The 14,180-nt window shown below is 62.1% G+C and carries 12 protein-coding genes; 10 read left to right on the forward strand and 2 right to left on the reverse strand.

The genetic code is table 11. The features are described from left to right. Window positions 1-14: 14 nt before the first annotated feature. Window positions 15-677, forward strand: a complete 663-nt coding sequence (locus E4M07_RS05750) for a TetR/AcrR family transcriptional regulator (protein ID WP_136657299.1) — start codon at window positions 15-17, stop codon at window positions 675-677. A gap of 27 nt (window positions 678-704) precedes the next feature. On the opposite strand, the gene E4M07_RS05755 is transcribed toward E4M07_RS05750, so the two are convergent. After that, the gene (locus E4M07_RS05755; protein WP_136657300.1) at window positions 705-1,724 is read right to left on the reverse strand and encodes a 2-oxoacid:ferredoxin oxidoreductase subunit beta; all 1,020 of its coding nucleotides are present in this window, start codon (window positions 1,722-1,724) and stop codon (window positions 705-707) included. After that, window positions 1,717-3,576 (reverse strand): 2-oxoacid:acceptor oxidoreductase subunit alpha, encoded by a 1,860-nt coding sequence (locus E4M07_RS05760; protein ID WP_136657301.1) that lies wholly within the window; start codon window positions 3,574-3,576, stop codon window positions 1,717-1,719. Before E4M07_RS05760 ends, E4M07_RS05755 begins: the two co-directional genes overlap by 8 nt. A gap of 218 nt (window positions 3,577-3,794) precedes the next feature. Between E4M07_RS05760 and E4M07_RS05765 the strand changes: the two genes are divergently transcribed. From E4M07_RS05765 to lpdA, 9 genes are all read left to right on the forward strand, one after another. Then, window positions 3,795-4,679, forward strand: coding sequence for a VOC family protein (locus tag E4M07_RS05765; protein ID WP_246660367.1), 885 nt, complete (start codon window positions 3,795-3,797; stop codon window positions 4,677-4,679). Window positions 4,680-4,784: 105 nt separating this feature from the next. Beyond that, entirely contained in the window at window positions 4,785-6,059 is a 1,275-nt protein-coding gene (gene eno / locus E4M07_RS05770; RefSeq protein WP_136657302.1) for a phosphopyruvate hydratase, read from the forward strand. Between the two features lie 213 nt (window positions 6,060-6,272). After that, a complete protein-coding gene (locus tag E4M07_RS05775; protein ID WP_136657303.1) occupies window positions 6,273-7,508 on the forward strand; it encodes a hypothetical protein in 1,236 nt (411 codons plus the stop codon). 189 nt (window positions 7,509-7,697) lie between these two features. Continuing rightward, window positions 7,698-8,015: a septum formation initiator family protein gene (locus tag E4M07_RS05780; RefSeq protein WP_136657304.1), complete on the forward strand. Its 318-nt coding sequence runs from the start codon at window positions 7,698-7,700 to the stop codon at window positions 8,013-8,015. A gap of 139 nt (window positions 8,016-8,154) precedes the next feature. Next, window positions 8,155-9,225: a pyruvate dehydrogenase (acetyl-transferring) E1 component subunit alpha gene (pdhA, locus tag E4M07_RS05785; protein ID WP_136657305.1), complete on the forward strand. Its 1,071-nt coding sequence runs from the start codon at window positions 8,155-8,157 to the stop codon at window positions 9,223-9,225. A gap of 16 nt (window positions 9,226-9,241) precedes the next feature. Continuing rightward, window positions 9,242-10,621, forward strand: a complete 1,380-nt coding sequence (locus E4M07_RS05790) for a pyruvate dehydrogenase complex E1 component subunit beta (RefSeq protein WP_136657306.1) — start codon at window positions 9,242-9,244, stop codon at window positions 10,619-10,621. A gap of 14 nt (window positions 10,622-10,635) precedes the next feature. Beyond that, window positions 10,636-11,958 carry a pyruvate dehydrogenase complex dihydrolipoamide acetyltransferase gene (locus E4M07_RS05795; protein WP_136657307.1) on the forward strand — a complete coding sequence of 441 codons (1,323 nt, stop codon included), beginning with the start codon at window positions 10,636-10,638 and terminating at the stop codon, window positions 11,956-11,958. 37 nt (window positions 11,959-11,995) lie between these two features. Beyond that, window positions 11,996-12,559: an HdeD family acid-resistance protein gene (locus E4M07_RS05800; protein ID WP_136657308.1), complete on the forward strand. Its 564-nt coding sequence runs from the start codon at window positions 11,996-11,998 to the stop codon at window positions 12,557-12,559. A 139-nt stretch (window positions 12,560-12,698) separates the two neighbouring features. Next, window positions 12,699-14,162: a dihydrolipoyl dehydrogenase gene (gene lpdA / locus E4M07_RS05805; RefSeq protein WP_136657309.1), complete on the forward strand. Its 1,464-nt coding sequence runs from the start codon at window positions 12,699-12,701 to the stop codon at window positions 14,160-14,162. Window positions 14,163-14,180 lie beyond the last annotated feature (18 nt).

Below are 14,180 nucleotides of genomic sequence, written 5' to 3' on the forward strand. Positions count from 1 at the left end.
GGAGCCAGTGAGCAATGACAGCCGATACGCGGCGCAAACCGCGCCAGAAGCGCTCAAAGGAAAAGGTCGACAAGATCCTGGATGCGGTCGAGGAACTTGTTACCCGGCAGAGTATCGAGGCATTGACGACGACGCAGATCGCCGAACACACCGGCCTTGCCGTCGGCACCATCTATCAATATTTCGGAAATCGCACCGAATTGCTCATTGCCGCCGAAATCAGGATGTTCGAGCGGCTGGCCGCGAAGCTGGCGGGTGAGGTCTACAAGGTGCTGTCCCAACCGGTCGGCGACCCGATCGAAAAGCTCATCAGCATCTATATCGAGAGTGCCAAGGCGCAGCCCGGTTATCTTCAGCTCCTGCGATTCTCTTTCCTCAACAAACCGCCCGGCGTTAACGATGCGGCTGTCGAGGAATTTGCCGGCGACATGATAAGCGCGTTCATCCGGCAACGGATTCCGGACATCGGCGACGATCAGATGGAGGTCACCCGCAGGACCGTCATCAACATCCTAAGCGTTCTTTGCGACGTGGTGCTTTTGACCAAGGAGCCCGAGATCCAGGAGCGTATCCAGGCCGAGCTGGTGGCCCACTGCAAATTCGCGCTCTACCGCGCGGCCAATCCGGACATGCAGTGTCCGTTCACGGAAAGCCTCCAGCTCAAAGAGCATTCATGACGCTTGAGGGGCCGTTCTCCTGATCGATCATGATTTGCGGTCGACCTTCCAGCTGAAGCCGGAGCGCATGGCGTCTTTCAGTGTGCGGTCCGTCCTGGCGGCAGCGTCGGATTGCGCACCCTGCACCGTGTAAACCGGGCCGGGATCGTCGTACAGGACGCCCGTGGCCATCGGAAATTCCGGATTTGTCATGCGCGCAAGCGCCGTTGCCAGATTGTAGTTGCCGGGGTCGTGGACAAGCACATCGTTTGCGGAATCCTCTGACAGTTCCGCCGCGCGCAGACCGAGCGCAGCCGGATCGAAGACCAGGCCGCGGCTGCCGTCGGTTCCGTAGACCAGCGGCTTGCCAGGCTCCACCTGCAACTGGTGCTCGGCAAGATTGGCCTTGGCCGTGAATCCGTCGAACACATCCTCGTTGAAGACGATGCAGTTCTGGAAAATCTCGACGAAGGCCGCACCCTTGTGGTGATAGGCCGCCTTGAGCACCTCCGTGAGCTGCTTGACCTGCGTGTCCACGCCGCGGGCGACGAAGCGCGCGCCGCAGCCCAGCGCGAAACTCGACGGATCGACGGGATTGTCGATGCTTCCGCCGGGCGACGAGGGGGAGCGGGTCGCAAGGTGCGATGTCGGCGAGTACTGGCCTTTCGTCAGGCCGTAGGTCTCGTTGTTGAACAGCAGGATCTGGCAGTTCAGGTTTCGCCGCAGGATATGCAGCAGGTGATTGCCGCCGATCGACAGGCCGTCCCCGTCGCCGGTGACGATCCACACATCCAGGTCGGGATTGGCCAGTAGCATGCCGGTCGCGACCGCCGGTGCGCGGCCGTGGATCGTGTGGAAGCCGTACGTGTCGATGTAATAGGGAAACCGCGAGGAACAGCCGATGCCCGAGACGAAGACCGTGTTTTCGCGGCGCGCACCGACCTCTGCGAGAACTGTGCGCACGGCCTTCAAAATAGCGTAGTCGCCGCAACCCGGACACCAGCGCACTTCCTGGTCCGTGGCGAAATCGGCAGCCGTCAGTTTGGTGCTCGTCAGTTGTTCATTCATCACCAGGCTCCAGACGGGAGAGTATCGCTTCCTCGATCTCGGCGACCTGGAACGGCCGGCCCGTCATCTTGTTCAACGCCTCGACATTCGTGCATCCTTCGGCCCGCAGCAGCGCGGCGAGCTGTCCGGTGTTCATTTCCGGAACCAGGATGCGCCTGAAGGCGGCCAGCAGATTGCCCTGATTGGCCGCAAAGGGCCGCAGGTGATGCAAATGGATGTGGGAGACGCTGTAGTTGCGCGCCCGCAGGTTTGTCACCGCCCTGGAAATCGGACCGTAGGTCGAGCCCCAGCCGACGACGGCGAGATCGCCCTCGGCAGGACCCTGGTCCGGCTCAAGCCGCGGAATGGACTTCGCGATCCCGGCGATCTTGTCCGCGCGCACATCGGTCATTTTCTGATGGTTGTCCGGTTCATAGGAAATGTGACCGGTGGCGAAATCCTTTTCGATGCCGCCGATACGGTGCTCGCAACCGGGCGTTCCCGGCACGGCCCAGGTGCGGGCCAGCGTTTCGGGATCGCGATCATAGGGATTGAAACTCTCCGGCTCGGCGTGGTTGGCAACATCGATCCGCGGCAGTTGATCGATGTCCGGCAAGATCCACGGGCTCGACGAATTGGCGACGAAACCGTCGGACAGCAGGATCACCGGCGTCATGTAGGTCAGGGCGATGCGGGCCGCCTCGATCGCCATTTCGAAGCATTCGGCGGGCGAGCCGGCCGCGAGCACGGCCAGCGGGCTCTCGCCGTGACGGCCGTAGAGCGCCTGGTTCAGGTCCGACTGCTCGGTCTTCGTCGGCATACCCGTCGAAGGGCCGGCCCGTTGTGTGTTGACAATGATGAGCGGCAGTTCGGCCGAGACCGCCAGGCTCATGGCCTCTTGCTTCAGGGCGATCCCCGGCCCGGAACTCGAGGTCACGCCGAGCCCGCCGGCGAAGGAGACGCCGATGGCGGCGCAGATCGCGGCGATCTCGTCCTCGGCCTGAAAGGTGGTGACGCCGATATCGGAAAGCCGCGCCAGCGTGTGCAGCAATGGCGAGGCCGGCGTGATCGGATAGGAAGAGAACACGAGCCTGCGGCCGGACAACTCGGCAGCCGCGGCGAGCCCCCATGCGAGGGCCTCGTAGCCGGTGACGAAATTGTATGTTCCCGGCTCGGGCGTGATGCGGGCGACCTCCAGGGCGGTGGCCTCAACCGTCTCGCCATAGGCGTGGCCGGCATTGAGCGCGGCGATATTTGCGGTCGCAACGTCCTTGTTTCCGGCGAATTTGTGTTCCAGCCACGCGATTGTCGGCTGCCGGTCGCGCCCGTACATCCAGTAGACGAGGCCGAGCGCCCAGAAGTTCTTGCAGCGCAGCGACGCCTTCCTGTTGAGACCGATATCGGCGACGCTCTCAAGCGTCAGTTTCGATATGTCGGGCGCCAGGATCCGGTAACCGTCGAGCGTTCCGTCCTCGAGCGGCGAGGCCGAATAGCCTGCCTTCTCGAAATTGCGCTGCGTGAACGTGCCGGAATCCACCAGGATGGTTCCGCCTTTTTTCAGGATGTCGAGATTGGTCTTGAGCGCGGCGGGATTGAGCGCGACGAGCATGTCTGCCTCGTCGCCGATGGTCTTGATCGGCCTGCCGCCGAAATGCACCTGGTAGGCGGAAACGCCGTAGGTGGTGCCGACGGGCGCGCGGACTTCGGACGGATATTCCGGAAACGTGCCGAGATCGTTTTCGGCCATGGCGCTGGCCAGGCCGAGCTGCGAGCCGATGACCTGTATGCCGTCGCCGGAATCGCCCGCGAAGCGGACGACCACGGTCTCGACGGTGGATCCTTCAGGTGGTTTGGTGCCTTCAACAACGTTCATGCGTGGATCTTTGTCCTGCGATCGTTCCAAAACGGTCTGGCGGCAAAGCCGGTTCCCTTGTTTATAGCGCACTGCCGGGGCAAAGAGTATTGCCAATTGGACGCGGGCCCGGTCTCGGCGGTTTGGGAAGCGTCGTTGGCGCCGAACGGATTATTGATTCCACTTGGCGACCCGTTTGGATAGATTGCCCCGGCGATCATCCCGAACTGGAGGACCAAGTGGACAAACCGCGTCCCGTCGATCATCTCGTGCTGCCGACCGCGGAGCTGGAGGTTGCACGAGCCCGCCTTGCATCGCTGGGCTTTACCGTGGCCCCGGAGGCGCGGCATCCGTTCGGTACGGCCAATGCATGCGTGTTCTTTGCCGACGGCACCTATCTGGAGCCGCTGGCGGTCGCGCAAAGGGAGCTTTGCGAACATGCGGCAATCGACGGCAACGTCTTCGTCAAGCGAGACCAGGCCTACCGGTTCCGCCGGGGAGAGGAGGGCTTTTCCGCGCTTGTCATGGGAACCGACAATGCAGCAGAGGACCGGAACCGGTTCGTAAGAGCCGGCATCAGCGCCGGCCTCAACCTCGAATTCTCCCGCCCTTTCGAGACACCGGACGGCGCCCGCGCAATGGCGGGGTTCGAACTGGCGTTTGCCGGCGACCTAAGGGCGCCCGACGTCTTTTTCTTCACCTGCCAGCGCAAGAATCCGCCGGAAGTCGACCGGACCGCGCTCGAAACCCACGAAAACGGCGTGACCGGAATCAGGCAGGTGGTGCTGTCGGAACCAAATCCCAGCGACTTCCAGTACCTTCTCCAGCAGGTCGTTGGCCAGCGTGAGGTCAACGCGCATTCGTTCGGTGTCGATCTCGCCGCGGCCAATACCGATGTCGTTGCGCTTAACGCCGCGGGACTGAAGGGTTTTTTCGGCGTCGAGGGTGGCACCCATGCCCGGGGGCTACGACTGCGCGGCATCGTCTTTGCGACCGGCGATCTCAATGCGATGGAACAACGGCTGAAGGAAGAGGGCATAGCCTATGTCTTCACGGCCGGGCGGCTGGTCGTCGCGGAAACGGCGGGGCAGGGCGCCTTCTTCGCCTTCGAACAGGTCGAGTGAAGGCGCGAATCTCGCGATCGCAGCCGTTCCGGCGTTGCGTTTTTTGCGCGGTTGCCTAAAAGGACACGGAAACTCCCAAAACCTGCGCCACAAGGATCCTGTGTCATGACAGCAATCGTCGATATCGTCGGCCGCGAAATTCTGGACAGCCGCGGCAACCCGACCGTGGAGGTCGATGTCCTATTGGAAGACGGCTCTTTCGGCAGAGCGGCGGTGCCCTCCGGCGCATCCACCGGCGCCCATGAGGCCGTCGAGCTTCGCGACGGGGGCCCGCGCTATCTCGGCAAGGGCGTCCTGCAGGCGGTCGACGCCGTCAACGGGCCGATCCTGGAGGAACTGGTCGGTCTCGAGGCCGAGAACCAGATCCAGATCGACAACACCATGATCGCGCTCGATGGAACACCCAACAAGGCCAAGCTCGGCGCCAATGCGATCCTGGGCGTTTCCCTTGCCGTGGCAAAGGCGTCGGCGGAAGCCGCCGGCCTGCCGCTATACCGTTATGTCGGCGGCCCCAATGCCCATGTGCTTCCGGTGCCGATGATGAACATCATCAATGGCGGTGAGCACGCGGACAATCCGATCGATTTCCAGGAGTTCATGATCATGCCGGTTGGCGCGGACTCCATCAGAGACGCTGTGCGCATGGGATCGGAAGTGTTCCACACGCTGAAAAAGGAGCTGTCCGCGCAGGGCCACAACACCAATGTCGGCGACGAGGGCGGCTTCGCGCCGGGTCTCGCCAGCGCCCCGGCGGCGCTCGACTTCATCATGCAGTCGGTCGAAAAGGCGGGCTATGCGCCGGGCGAGGACATGTTCGTGGCGCTCGACTGCGCTTCCACGGAGTTCTTCAAGGACGGCAAATATGTGCTTGAAGGCGAGGGGCGCGTGCTCGAACCCGATGCCATGGCCGACTACCTGGCGGAGCTGGTCGACAAATATCCCATCATTTCCATCGAGGACGGCATGGCCGAGGACGACTGGGACGGCTGGAAGATCCTTACCGACAAGGTCGGATCGAAGTGCCAGCTCGTCGGCGACGATCTTTTCGTCACCAATTCGGCGCGGCTGCGCGACGGTATCAAGATGGGCGTTGCCAACTCCATCCTCGTCAAGGTCAACCAGATCGGCTCGCTCAGCGAGACGCTGGACGCCGTCGAGACCGCGCACAAGGCCAGCTACTCGGCGGTCATGTCGCACCGCTCGGGCGAGACCGAGGACGCGACCATTGCGGACCTTGCGGTGGCGACCAATTGCGGGCAGATCAAGACCGGTTCACTGGCGCGCTCCGACAGGCTGGCCAAGTACAACCAGCTCATCCGCATCGAGGAAGAACTGGACACGCAGGCAAGCTACGCCGGCAGAAGCATGCTGCGCAGCTAGCGCCCGATAAGAGAACTTGCGGACTTGAACGGCCTTCCAAAGCGGAGGCCGTTTTCATTTGACCCGCTCTTCCCCGGATCGGCAGGGCAAAAGGTCGCAACCTAATATTAGTATCTTACAATATTCTAATATAAAACTATATTCGGATGATATCACCATGCCGTTCCGGCCGTCCGGCCGGGGCGGGCCGAAGCTCTTGCCATGGAGTCTGCTATGGTCAATACCTCCCGATTCAACGGTCCCTACAACCCGCTCTATTTCCTTGCCTCGCTGGGCAATGGCGGCTTGGCGGTTTCCTTCTTCATCTATCTGATGTTCATGCTGCCGCATCCGGAGTCGGCGATCCCGACCTTTGCCACGCTGTCGCGCGTCTATTCCGGCGGCGATCCGCTTCTTGCGGTGCCGGTGGCGGTGGCGCTCGCCGGGATCCTCTATTTCGCCTACCAGCACTACCGGCTTCTGATCAGGAATTTGCGGGCCTATCGCACCTATCAGAAGACGGAGGCCTACGGGAAACTCATGGCCGGCAACGCGGAGGTCACCCGCATGGCGATACCGCTGACCCTGTCGATGAGCATCAATGTCGCCTTCATTCTCGGTGCCTTGTTCGTCCCGGGACTCTGGAGCGTCGTTGAATATCTCTTCCCCGCTGCGCTCGTGGCATTCGGTGCAGTCGCCATCCTGGCGCTGCACATGTTCGCCTCCTATTTCAGCCGCATCCTCGTCAATGGCAGGTTCGACTGGTCCACCAACAACAGCCTCAGCCAGCTCGTCGCTGTCTTCGCCATGTCGATGATCGGGGTCGGCTTCGCGGCACCCGCTGCGATGAGCCATGTCCAGGCAACCGTCGTCATCGGCATGGTGCTGTCGATCTTCTTCCTGACCGCCGCCGCCGTCTTCGGAACGGTGATGGTCGTTCTCGGCATCAAGGACATGCTGGAACACGGCGTCAGCGAGGAGGGCTCTCCGTCGCTGTGGATCATCATTCCCATCATCACTGTGAGCGGCATCGCCATGGTCCGGCTGTCGCACGGGCTCCATCATGTCTTTGCGGGCGGGCCGGCAGCCTCCGACATGCTGGTCAATCTCGTGGTTCTGTTGTCCGTTCAGTTGCTGTTCGGGCTGATCGGCCTCGTCGTGCTGCGCAAGCTGCATTATTTCGCGGACTACGTTCACGGCGGCAAGATCAGTGCCTCCTCCTACGCCCTGATCTGTCCGGGTGTGGCGCTGATGGTGTTCGGCATGTTCTTCATTCACCCGGGACTGGTGGGAAACGGCATCGTCGAGAAGTTCTCCCTCGTGTACTTCGTGCTGATGGCGCCGCTGGTCTACATACAGTTGATCACGATCCGCACGATGCTGCTCCTGAACCGCAAGCATCTGGGGCCGGGCCGGGCAGGTGAGATGGGCGCGAGCGCACCGTCCGCGCGCCTCGATGCCGCAGAGTGACAATCCGGGCCTGCAATGCGATCCACGGCGCCGGTGTTTCCGGCGCCGTTTCGGCCGGAGATCCCGAAACAGGGCAGGGCGGATCGATAACACGTTATTAAACATGTTGCGTCATAAAGGAGTTCCAGTATCCGCCAGCGGTCATGAGCGGCCGGGCGCGCGTTTGTATCGAGTAAAGTAGCGTCTGACATGTCGACACGGCAGAAGAAGATCAGGAATACCGGCCGACTGGTTGTTCCACTATTTGCAATCGCCTTTATCAGTTATTTCGGATTTCATTCGATCAACGGCGACCGGGGACTGAACGCGACGCAGCGCTTCGATATGCGCAAGGCCGAGCTGGAGGCGCGTCTTTCGGCTCTGACGGAGGAGCGTAAGTTGTTGCAGCAAAGGGTAAAATTGCTGCCGTCGAGCGGGCCGGTCGTGCGCGACATGCTCGATGAAAAGGCCCGCGAAGCGCTCAATCTGTCGCGTCCGAACGAGATCGTCATCTACAAATTTCATTGATTTAACTGTAATCCAGTTAACACCTGTTTTATTATTTAAAAACAGTAATATAACTTTCAAGCAAGCTATGCATAATTGGCCTTGCTGGCCGTTCCCCAATTCCGTAAGGTGAATGCCGACGAACAATTGGGAGGACTCCATGGCCCCGCGCAAAAGTGCAGCGTCAGCCGGTCGTCGCGCCGGTGCATCGAAATCCGCGAAATCAAGGTCTGGCAAATCCGCAAAGCCGGCCATCGGCACCGAGATTGCCGAATTCGACAAGGAACAGGAACTCGGTGTCTACCGCGAGATGCTTCTCATCCGGCGGTTCGAGGAAAAAGCCGGCCAGCTCTACGGAATGGGCTTCATCGGTGGCTTCTGCCATCTCTATATCGGCCAGGAAGCGGTCATCACCGGCATCCAGCACGCCATGCGGGACGGCGACCAGCTGATCACCGGCTACCGGGACCACGGTCACATGCTCGCGGCCGGAATGACGGCGCGCGGTGTCATGGCGGAACTGACCGGCAGACAGAGCGGCTATTCGCGCGGCAAGGGCGGCTCGATGCATATGTTCTCCTTTGAAAAGAACTTCTTCGGCGGCCACGGCATCGTCGGTGCCCAGGTGCCGCTCGGCACCGGTCTCGCCTTCGCCAACCGCTACAGGGACAACGGCAATGTCAGCATCGCCTTTTACGGCGACGGCGCGTCCAACCAGGGCCAGGTCTATGAAAGCTTCAACATGGCCGAGCTTTGGGAACTGCCCGTTGTCTATGTCGTCGAGAACAACCGCTACGCCATGGGCACGGCCGTGTCCCGCGCATCGGCGCAGACCGACTTCTCGCAGCGTGGCGTGTCCTTCAACATTCCCGGATACCAGGTCGACGGCATGGATGTGCGGGCTGTCTTTGCCGCGGCCGAGGCGGCGCTTGAGCACGCGCGCTCCGGCAACGGGCCGATCATCCTGGAAATGCTGACCTACCGCTATCGCGGTCATTCCATGTCGGATCCCGCCAAGTACCGCAGCAAGGACGAAGTGCAGAAGATGCGCTCCGAGCACGACCCGATCGAACAGGTCAAGGTGCGCCTTCTCGAGAAGGGATGGGCCAGCGAGGACGAGTTGAAGGCCATAGACAAGAGCGTGCGCGATATCGTCGCCGACAGCGCCGAATTCGCCCAGACGGATCCCGAACCCGATCCGTCGGAACTTTACACGGACATTCTGGCCTAGACCGGGGGGAGACGAAATGCCGATCGATATTCTTATGCCAGCGCTCTCGCCGACCATGGAAGAGGGCACACTCGCCAAATGGCTCAAACACGAGGGCGACAGTGTCACCTCGGGCGACGTCATTGCGGAAATCGAAACAGACAAGGCGACGATGGAGGTCGAAGCTGTCGACGAGGGCACGATCGGCAAGATCGTCGTGCCCGAGGGCAGCGAGGGCGTCAAGGTCAACGCGGTGATCGCCGTGTTGCTCGGCGACGGCGAGACCGCCGCCGACATCGGAACCGAAACGCCTGCCGCGACCCCGGCGCCGGCACCGGCCGAAGCGCCGGCCCCGGTCGCCGCCGAACCCGCAGCAGCCGCGCCTGCGACGGCCGAGGTTCCGTCCGACCCGGATATTCCGGCGGGCACCGAAATGGTGCCGACGACGGTGCGCGAGGCGCTGCGCGACGCGATGGCGGAAGAAATGCGCGCCGACGACGATGTCTTCGTCATGGGCGAGGAAGTCGCCGAATATCAGGGGGCCTACAAGGTAACGCAGGGGCTGCTCGACGAGTTCGGCGCACGCCGTGTGGTCGACACGCCGATCACGGAGCACGGATTTGCCGGCGTCGGTGTCGGTGCGGCGATGGCGGGCCTCAAGCCTATTGTCGAATTCATGACTTTCAACTTCGCCATGCAGGCGATGGACCAGATTATCAATTCGGCTGCGAAGACGCGCTACATGTCCGGCGGCCAGATGCATGCGCCGGTCGTCTTCCGCGGCCCGAACGGCGCCGCTGCGCGTGTCGCCGCGCAGCACTCCCAGTGCTACGCGTCCTGGTACAGCCATGTGCCGGGCCTCAAGGTTGTCATGCCCTACACGGCTGCAGACGCCAAGGGTCTTTTGAAGGCGGCGATCCGCGACCCCAACCCGATCATCTTCCTGGAGAACGAGATCCTCTACGGCCACACGTTCGACGTGCCGAAATTGGACGATTTCGTTTTGCCGATCGGCAAGGCACGCATCCACCGGGCCGGCAACGACGTGACCATCGTCTCGTTCGGCATCGGCATGACCTATGCCGAGCAGGCGGCCGAGGAATTGTCGGGCATGGGCATCGAGGCGGAGGTCATCGACCTGCGCACCATCCGTCCGATGGACCTGCCGACGGTGATCGAGTCGGTCAAGAAGACCGGCCGCCTGGTGACCGTCGAGGAGGGCTTTCCGCAAAGCTCCGTCGGAACGGAAATCGCCACACGGGTTATGCAGCAGGCCTTCGACTATCTCGATGCGCCGATCCTGACCGTCGCCGGCAAGGACGTTCCGATGCCCTACGCGGCCAATCTTGAAAAGCTGGCTCTGCCGAATGTCGCCGAAGTCGTCGACGCGGTCAAAGCCGTCACCTACACGGCCTAGGGGAGGGCGCGAAGATGCCGATCAATATCACCATGCCCGCGCTTTCTCCGACCATGGAGGAAGGCAATCTCGCCAAATGGCTGGTCAAGGAGGGCGACAGCGTTTCCTCCGGCGACGTGATCGCCGAGATCGAGACCGACAAGGCGACGATGGAGGTCGAAGCGGTCGACGAGGGTGTCGTCGCGAAGATCCTGGTTCCGGAAGGCACTGAGGGGGTCAAGGTCAACGCGCCGATCGCCATTCTCGCCGAGGAGGGCGAGGACGTATCCGCCGCCGCCAGCGCGGCACCCGCCGCCGAACCGGCGGCTGCTCCGGCACCCGCCGCGGCTCCAAAGCCGAACGGCAGCACGCCGGCTCCGACGCCGGCACCTGCGTCGGCCGAAGCCGCCCCAGTGCCCGCTGCGCCGCAATCGGGTGCGAACCGTGTGTTTTCTTCGCCGCTCGCAAGACGGATCGCGAAGGATGCGGGCATCGACATTGCAGCCGTCACGGGAACCGGCCCACACGGCCGGGTGATCCGCCGCGACGTCGACGCAGCCATCGCCGGCGGTGTCGGCAAGGCCGCACCGGCTGCCGCACCTGCGGCTGCACCGACAGCGCCGTCGGACGAGCAGATCCTGAAGCTGTTCGAGGATGGGTCCTACGATCTCATCCCGCATGACAACATGCGCAAGACCATCGCCAAGCGGCTGGTGGAATCGAAGCAGAACGTGCCGCATTTCTACCTCACCATCGAGTGTCAGCTCGATGCGTTGCTGGCACTGCGCAAGCAGCTCAACGATTCCGCGCCGGTGCATGACGAAAAGCCTGCCTTCAAGCTTTCGGTCAACGATTTCGTCATCAAGGCGATGGCCCTGGCACTGCGCGACGTGCCGGAGGCCAACTCGTCTTGGACCGAGGGCAACATGGTGCGTCACAAGCATTCGGATGTGGGTGTCGCCGTTTCGATCCCGGGCGGATTGATCACGCCGATTGTGCGTGAGGCAGAGGTCAAGCCGCTGTCGGTGATCTCCAACGAGATGAAGGATCTGGCGAAGCGGGCGCGCGAGCGCAAGCTCATGCCGCAGGAGTACCAGGGCGGCACGACCGCGGTGTCCAATCTCGGCATGTTCGGCATCAAGGAGTTCTCCGCTGTCATCAACCCGCCGCATGCGACGATCCTTGCTGTCGGCGCGGGCGAACAACGCCCGGTTGTCAAGGACGGAGCGCTGGCCATTGCGACGGTCATGTCCGTGACGCTGTCGACCGACCACCGCGCCGTCGACGGCGCGCTGGGCGCCGAGCTTCTCGCGGCATTCAAGGGATATGTGGAAAATCCCTTCGCAATGCTGGTATAGCTGTTGCATTTCAACCAATTGAGGAGAGGACACGGCAATGGCGGACCCGATTGACAAAAAGGACATCGAAGAGGCCGTAGAGAAGCTGAAGGCGGCCTGGGGCTGGCTGATCGCCATCGGCATCATCTCCATTATCGGCGGGTTTTTCTGTTTCGCGAATCCCTTCGCCGCAACCCTGACGGTCGATTACCTGGCCGGGTTCATGTTCATCTTCGTCGGCATCGTGCAGATTGCACAGGCCTTCTCGTCGCGCGGCTCGGGCGGGTTCCTGTGGACCCTTGGCGTCGGCATCCTGACACTGCTGGTCGGTGCCATTCTCGTCGGCTATCCGGTTCAAGGCGCGGTCTCGCTGACAATCGTCGTCGGCGTGTTGCTGTTCTTCTTGGGCGGCGCAAAGATCGCCTATTCCATGTCGATGCGCCCCGCCGCCGGGTGGGGCTGGGTGACGGTCTCGGGCGTTCTGTCGATCGTTCTCGGCGTCATCATCTTCTCCAACTTTCCCTGGGCGGCGGCCTCGGTGCTCGGTCTTTTCCTCGGCGTGGAACTGACCTTCAACGGCGTCGCCCTTTTGTTGACCGGGTTTGCCCTGCGCAAGAGCTGATCCGGACCGCCGGGCCGGGCGGTAGAGCAGAATTTCGCGGTCCGCGGGGCGGGCCGCCCATCAATGACCGGCAGCGCAACCGAACGCCGGTGCACAGTAAGGCATGGTGTGGCCATGCCCCGAAACCAGGAGACGAAGCGTGTCCAATACTTATGATGTCATCATCATCGGGTCCGGTCCGGGTGGCTATGTAACCGCGGTCCGCTCGGCTCAGCTAGGCTTCAAGACCGCCATCGTTGAGCGCGAGCATCTGGGCGGCATCTGCCTGAACTGGGGCTGCATTCCCACAAAGGCGCTGCTGCGATCCGCGGAAATCCTGCATTTTTCGGAACATGCCGACAGCTATGGCCTGAAACTGGAAGGAAAAATCTCCGCCGATATCAAGGCGGTCGTTCAGCGCTCGCGCGGCGTGTCGGGCCGGCTCAACGGCGGCGTCGGATTCCTGATGAAGAAGAACAAGGTCGATGTCATCTGGGGCGAGGCGAAGCTGAGCAAGGCCGCCAAGGGCGGGGCGCCGGCGGAGATCGTTGTCGGCAAGCCGACCAAGAAGCCGATGGAGCCGCAGCATCCGGTGCCCAAGAACACGCTGGGCGAGGGCACCTATCAGGCAAAACACGTCATTGTTGCCACGGGTGCGCGTCCGCGATCGCTTCCGGGCATCGAGCCGGACGGCAATCTGATCTGGACCTATTTCGAGGCGATGGTGCCGCAGGAACAGCCAAAGTCCATGGTTGTCATGGGTTCGGGCGCGATCGGTATCGAATTCGCGAGTTTCTATAACGCGCTCGGTGTCGACGTGACCGTCGTCGAACTGATGCCGACCATCATGCCCGTCGAGGATGCGGAAATTTCAGGCCTCGCACGCAAGCAGCTCGAAAAGGCCGGGCTGAAAATCATCACCGATGCGAAGGTGACCAAGGTCGATAAAGCGGCCAGCAGCGTCACGGCCCATGTCGAGACGAAGGACGGCAAAACCCAGGTAATCACCGCCGACCGGCTGATCTCGGCGGTGGGCGTTCAGGGCAATATCGAAAATCTCGGCCTGGAGGCGCTCGGCGTCAAGACCGACCGCGGCTGTATCGTCATCGACGGATACGGCAAGACCAATGTCGAGGGCATCTATGCCATCGGCGACGTCGCCGGCCCGCCGATGCTTGCCCACAAGGCCGAACACGAGGGCGTCGTCTGTGTCGAGAAGATCGCCGGCGTCCCGGGCGTTCATCCGATGGACAAGAACATGATCCCCGGCTGCACCTATTGCGACCCGCAGGTGGCAAGCGTCGGCCTGACGGAAGCCGCCGCCAAGGACGCCGGATACGACATTCGCGTCGGCCGTTTCCAGTTCAGCGCCAACGGCAAGGCGATTGCGCTCGGCGAGGACAAGGGTCTCGTCAAGACGATATTCGACAAGAAAACCGGCCAGCTCCTGGGCGCGCACATGGTCGGGGCCGAAGTCACCGAGCTGATCCAGGGATTCGTCGTCGCGATGAACCTGGAGACGACCGAAGAAGAGCTCATGCATACGGTTTTCCCGCACCCGACCCTATCTGAGATGATGAAGGAAAGCGTGCTTGACGCCTATGGCCGCGCATTGAATGCTTAGGCAGGATTCTTAAATAGG

Origin of the sequence: Nitratireductor sp. XY-223, from assembly GCF_004959855.1 — a bacterium.
Classification (GTDB): Bacteria; Pseudomonadota; Alphaproteobacteria; order Rhizobiales; family Rhizobiaceae; genus Hoeflea_A.

Bases quoted from the DNA above. Each gene is read 5' to 3' on its own strand.
- E4M07_RS05750 (WP_136657299.1), top strand. From the start codon at position 15: ATGACAGCCGATACGCGGCGCAAACCGCGCCAGAAGCGCTCAAAGGAA.
- E4M07_RS05755 (WP_136657300.1), bottom strand. From the start codon at position 1,724: ATGAATGAACAACTGACGAGCACCAAACTGACGGCTGCCGATTTCGCC.
- E4M07_RS05760 (WP_136657301.1), bottom strand. From the start codon at position 3,576: ATGAACGTTGTTGAAGGCACCAAACCACCTGAAGGATCCACCGTCGAG.
- eno (WP_136657302.1), top strand. From the start codon at position 4,785: ATGACAGCAATCGTCGATATCGTCGGCCGCGAAATTCTGGACAGCCGC.
- E4M07_RS05775 (WP_136657303.1), top strand. From the start codon at position 6,273: ATGGTCAATACCTCCCGATTCAACGGTCCCTACAACCCGCTCTATTTC.
- E4M07_RS05780 (WP_136657304.1), top strand. From the start codon at position 7,698: ATGTCGACACGGCAGAAGAAGATCAGGAATACCGGCCGACTGGTTGTT.
- pdhA (WP_136657305.1), top strand. From the start codon at position 8,155: ATGGCCCCGCGCAAAAGTGCAGCGTCAGCCGGTCGTCGCGCCGGTGCA.
- E4M07_RS05790 (WP_136657306.1), top strand. From the start codon at position 9,242: ATGCCGATCGATATTCTTATGCCAGCGCTCTCGCCGACCATGGAAGAG.
- E4M07_RS05795 (WP_136657307.1), top strand. From the start codon at position 10,636: ATGCCGATCAATATCACCATGCCCGCGCTTTCTCCGACCATGGAGGAA.
- E4M07_RS05800 (WP_136657308.1), top strand. From the start codon at position 11,996: ATGGCGGACCCGATTGACAAAAAGGACATCGAAGAGGCCGTAGAGAAG.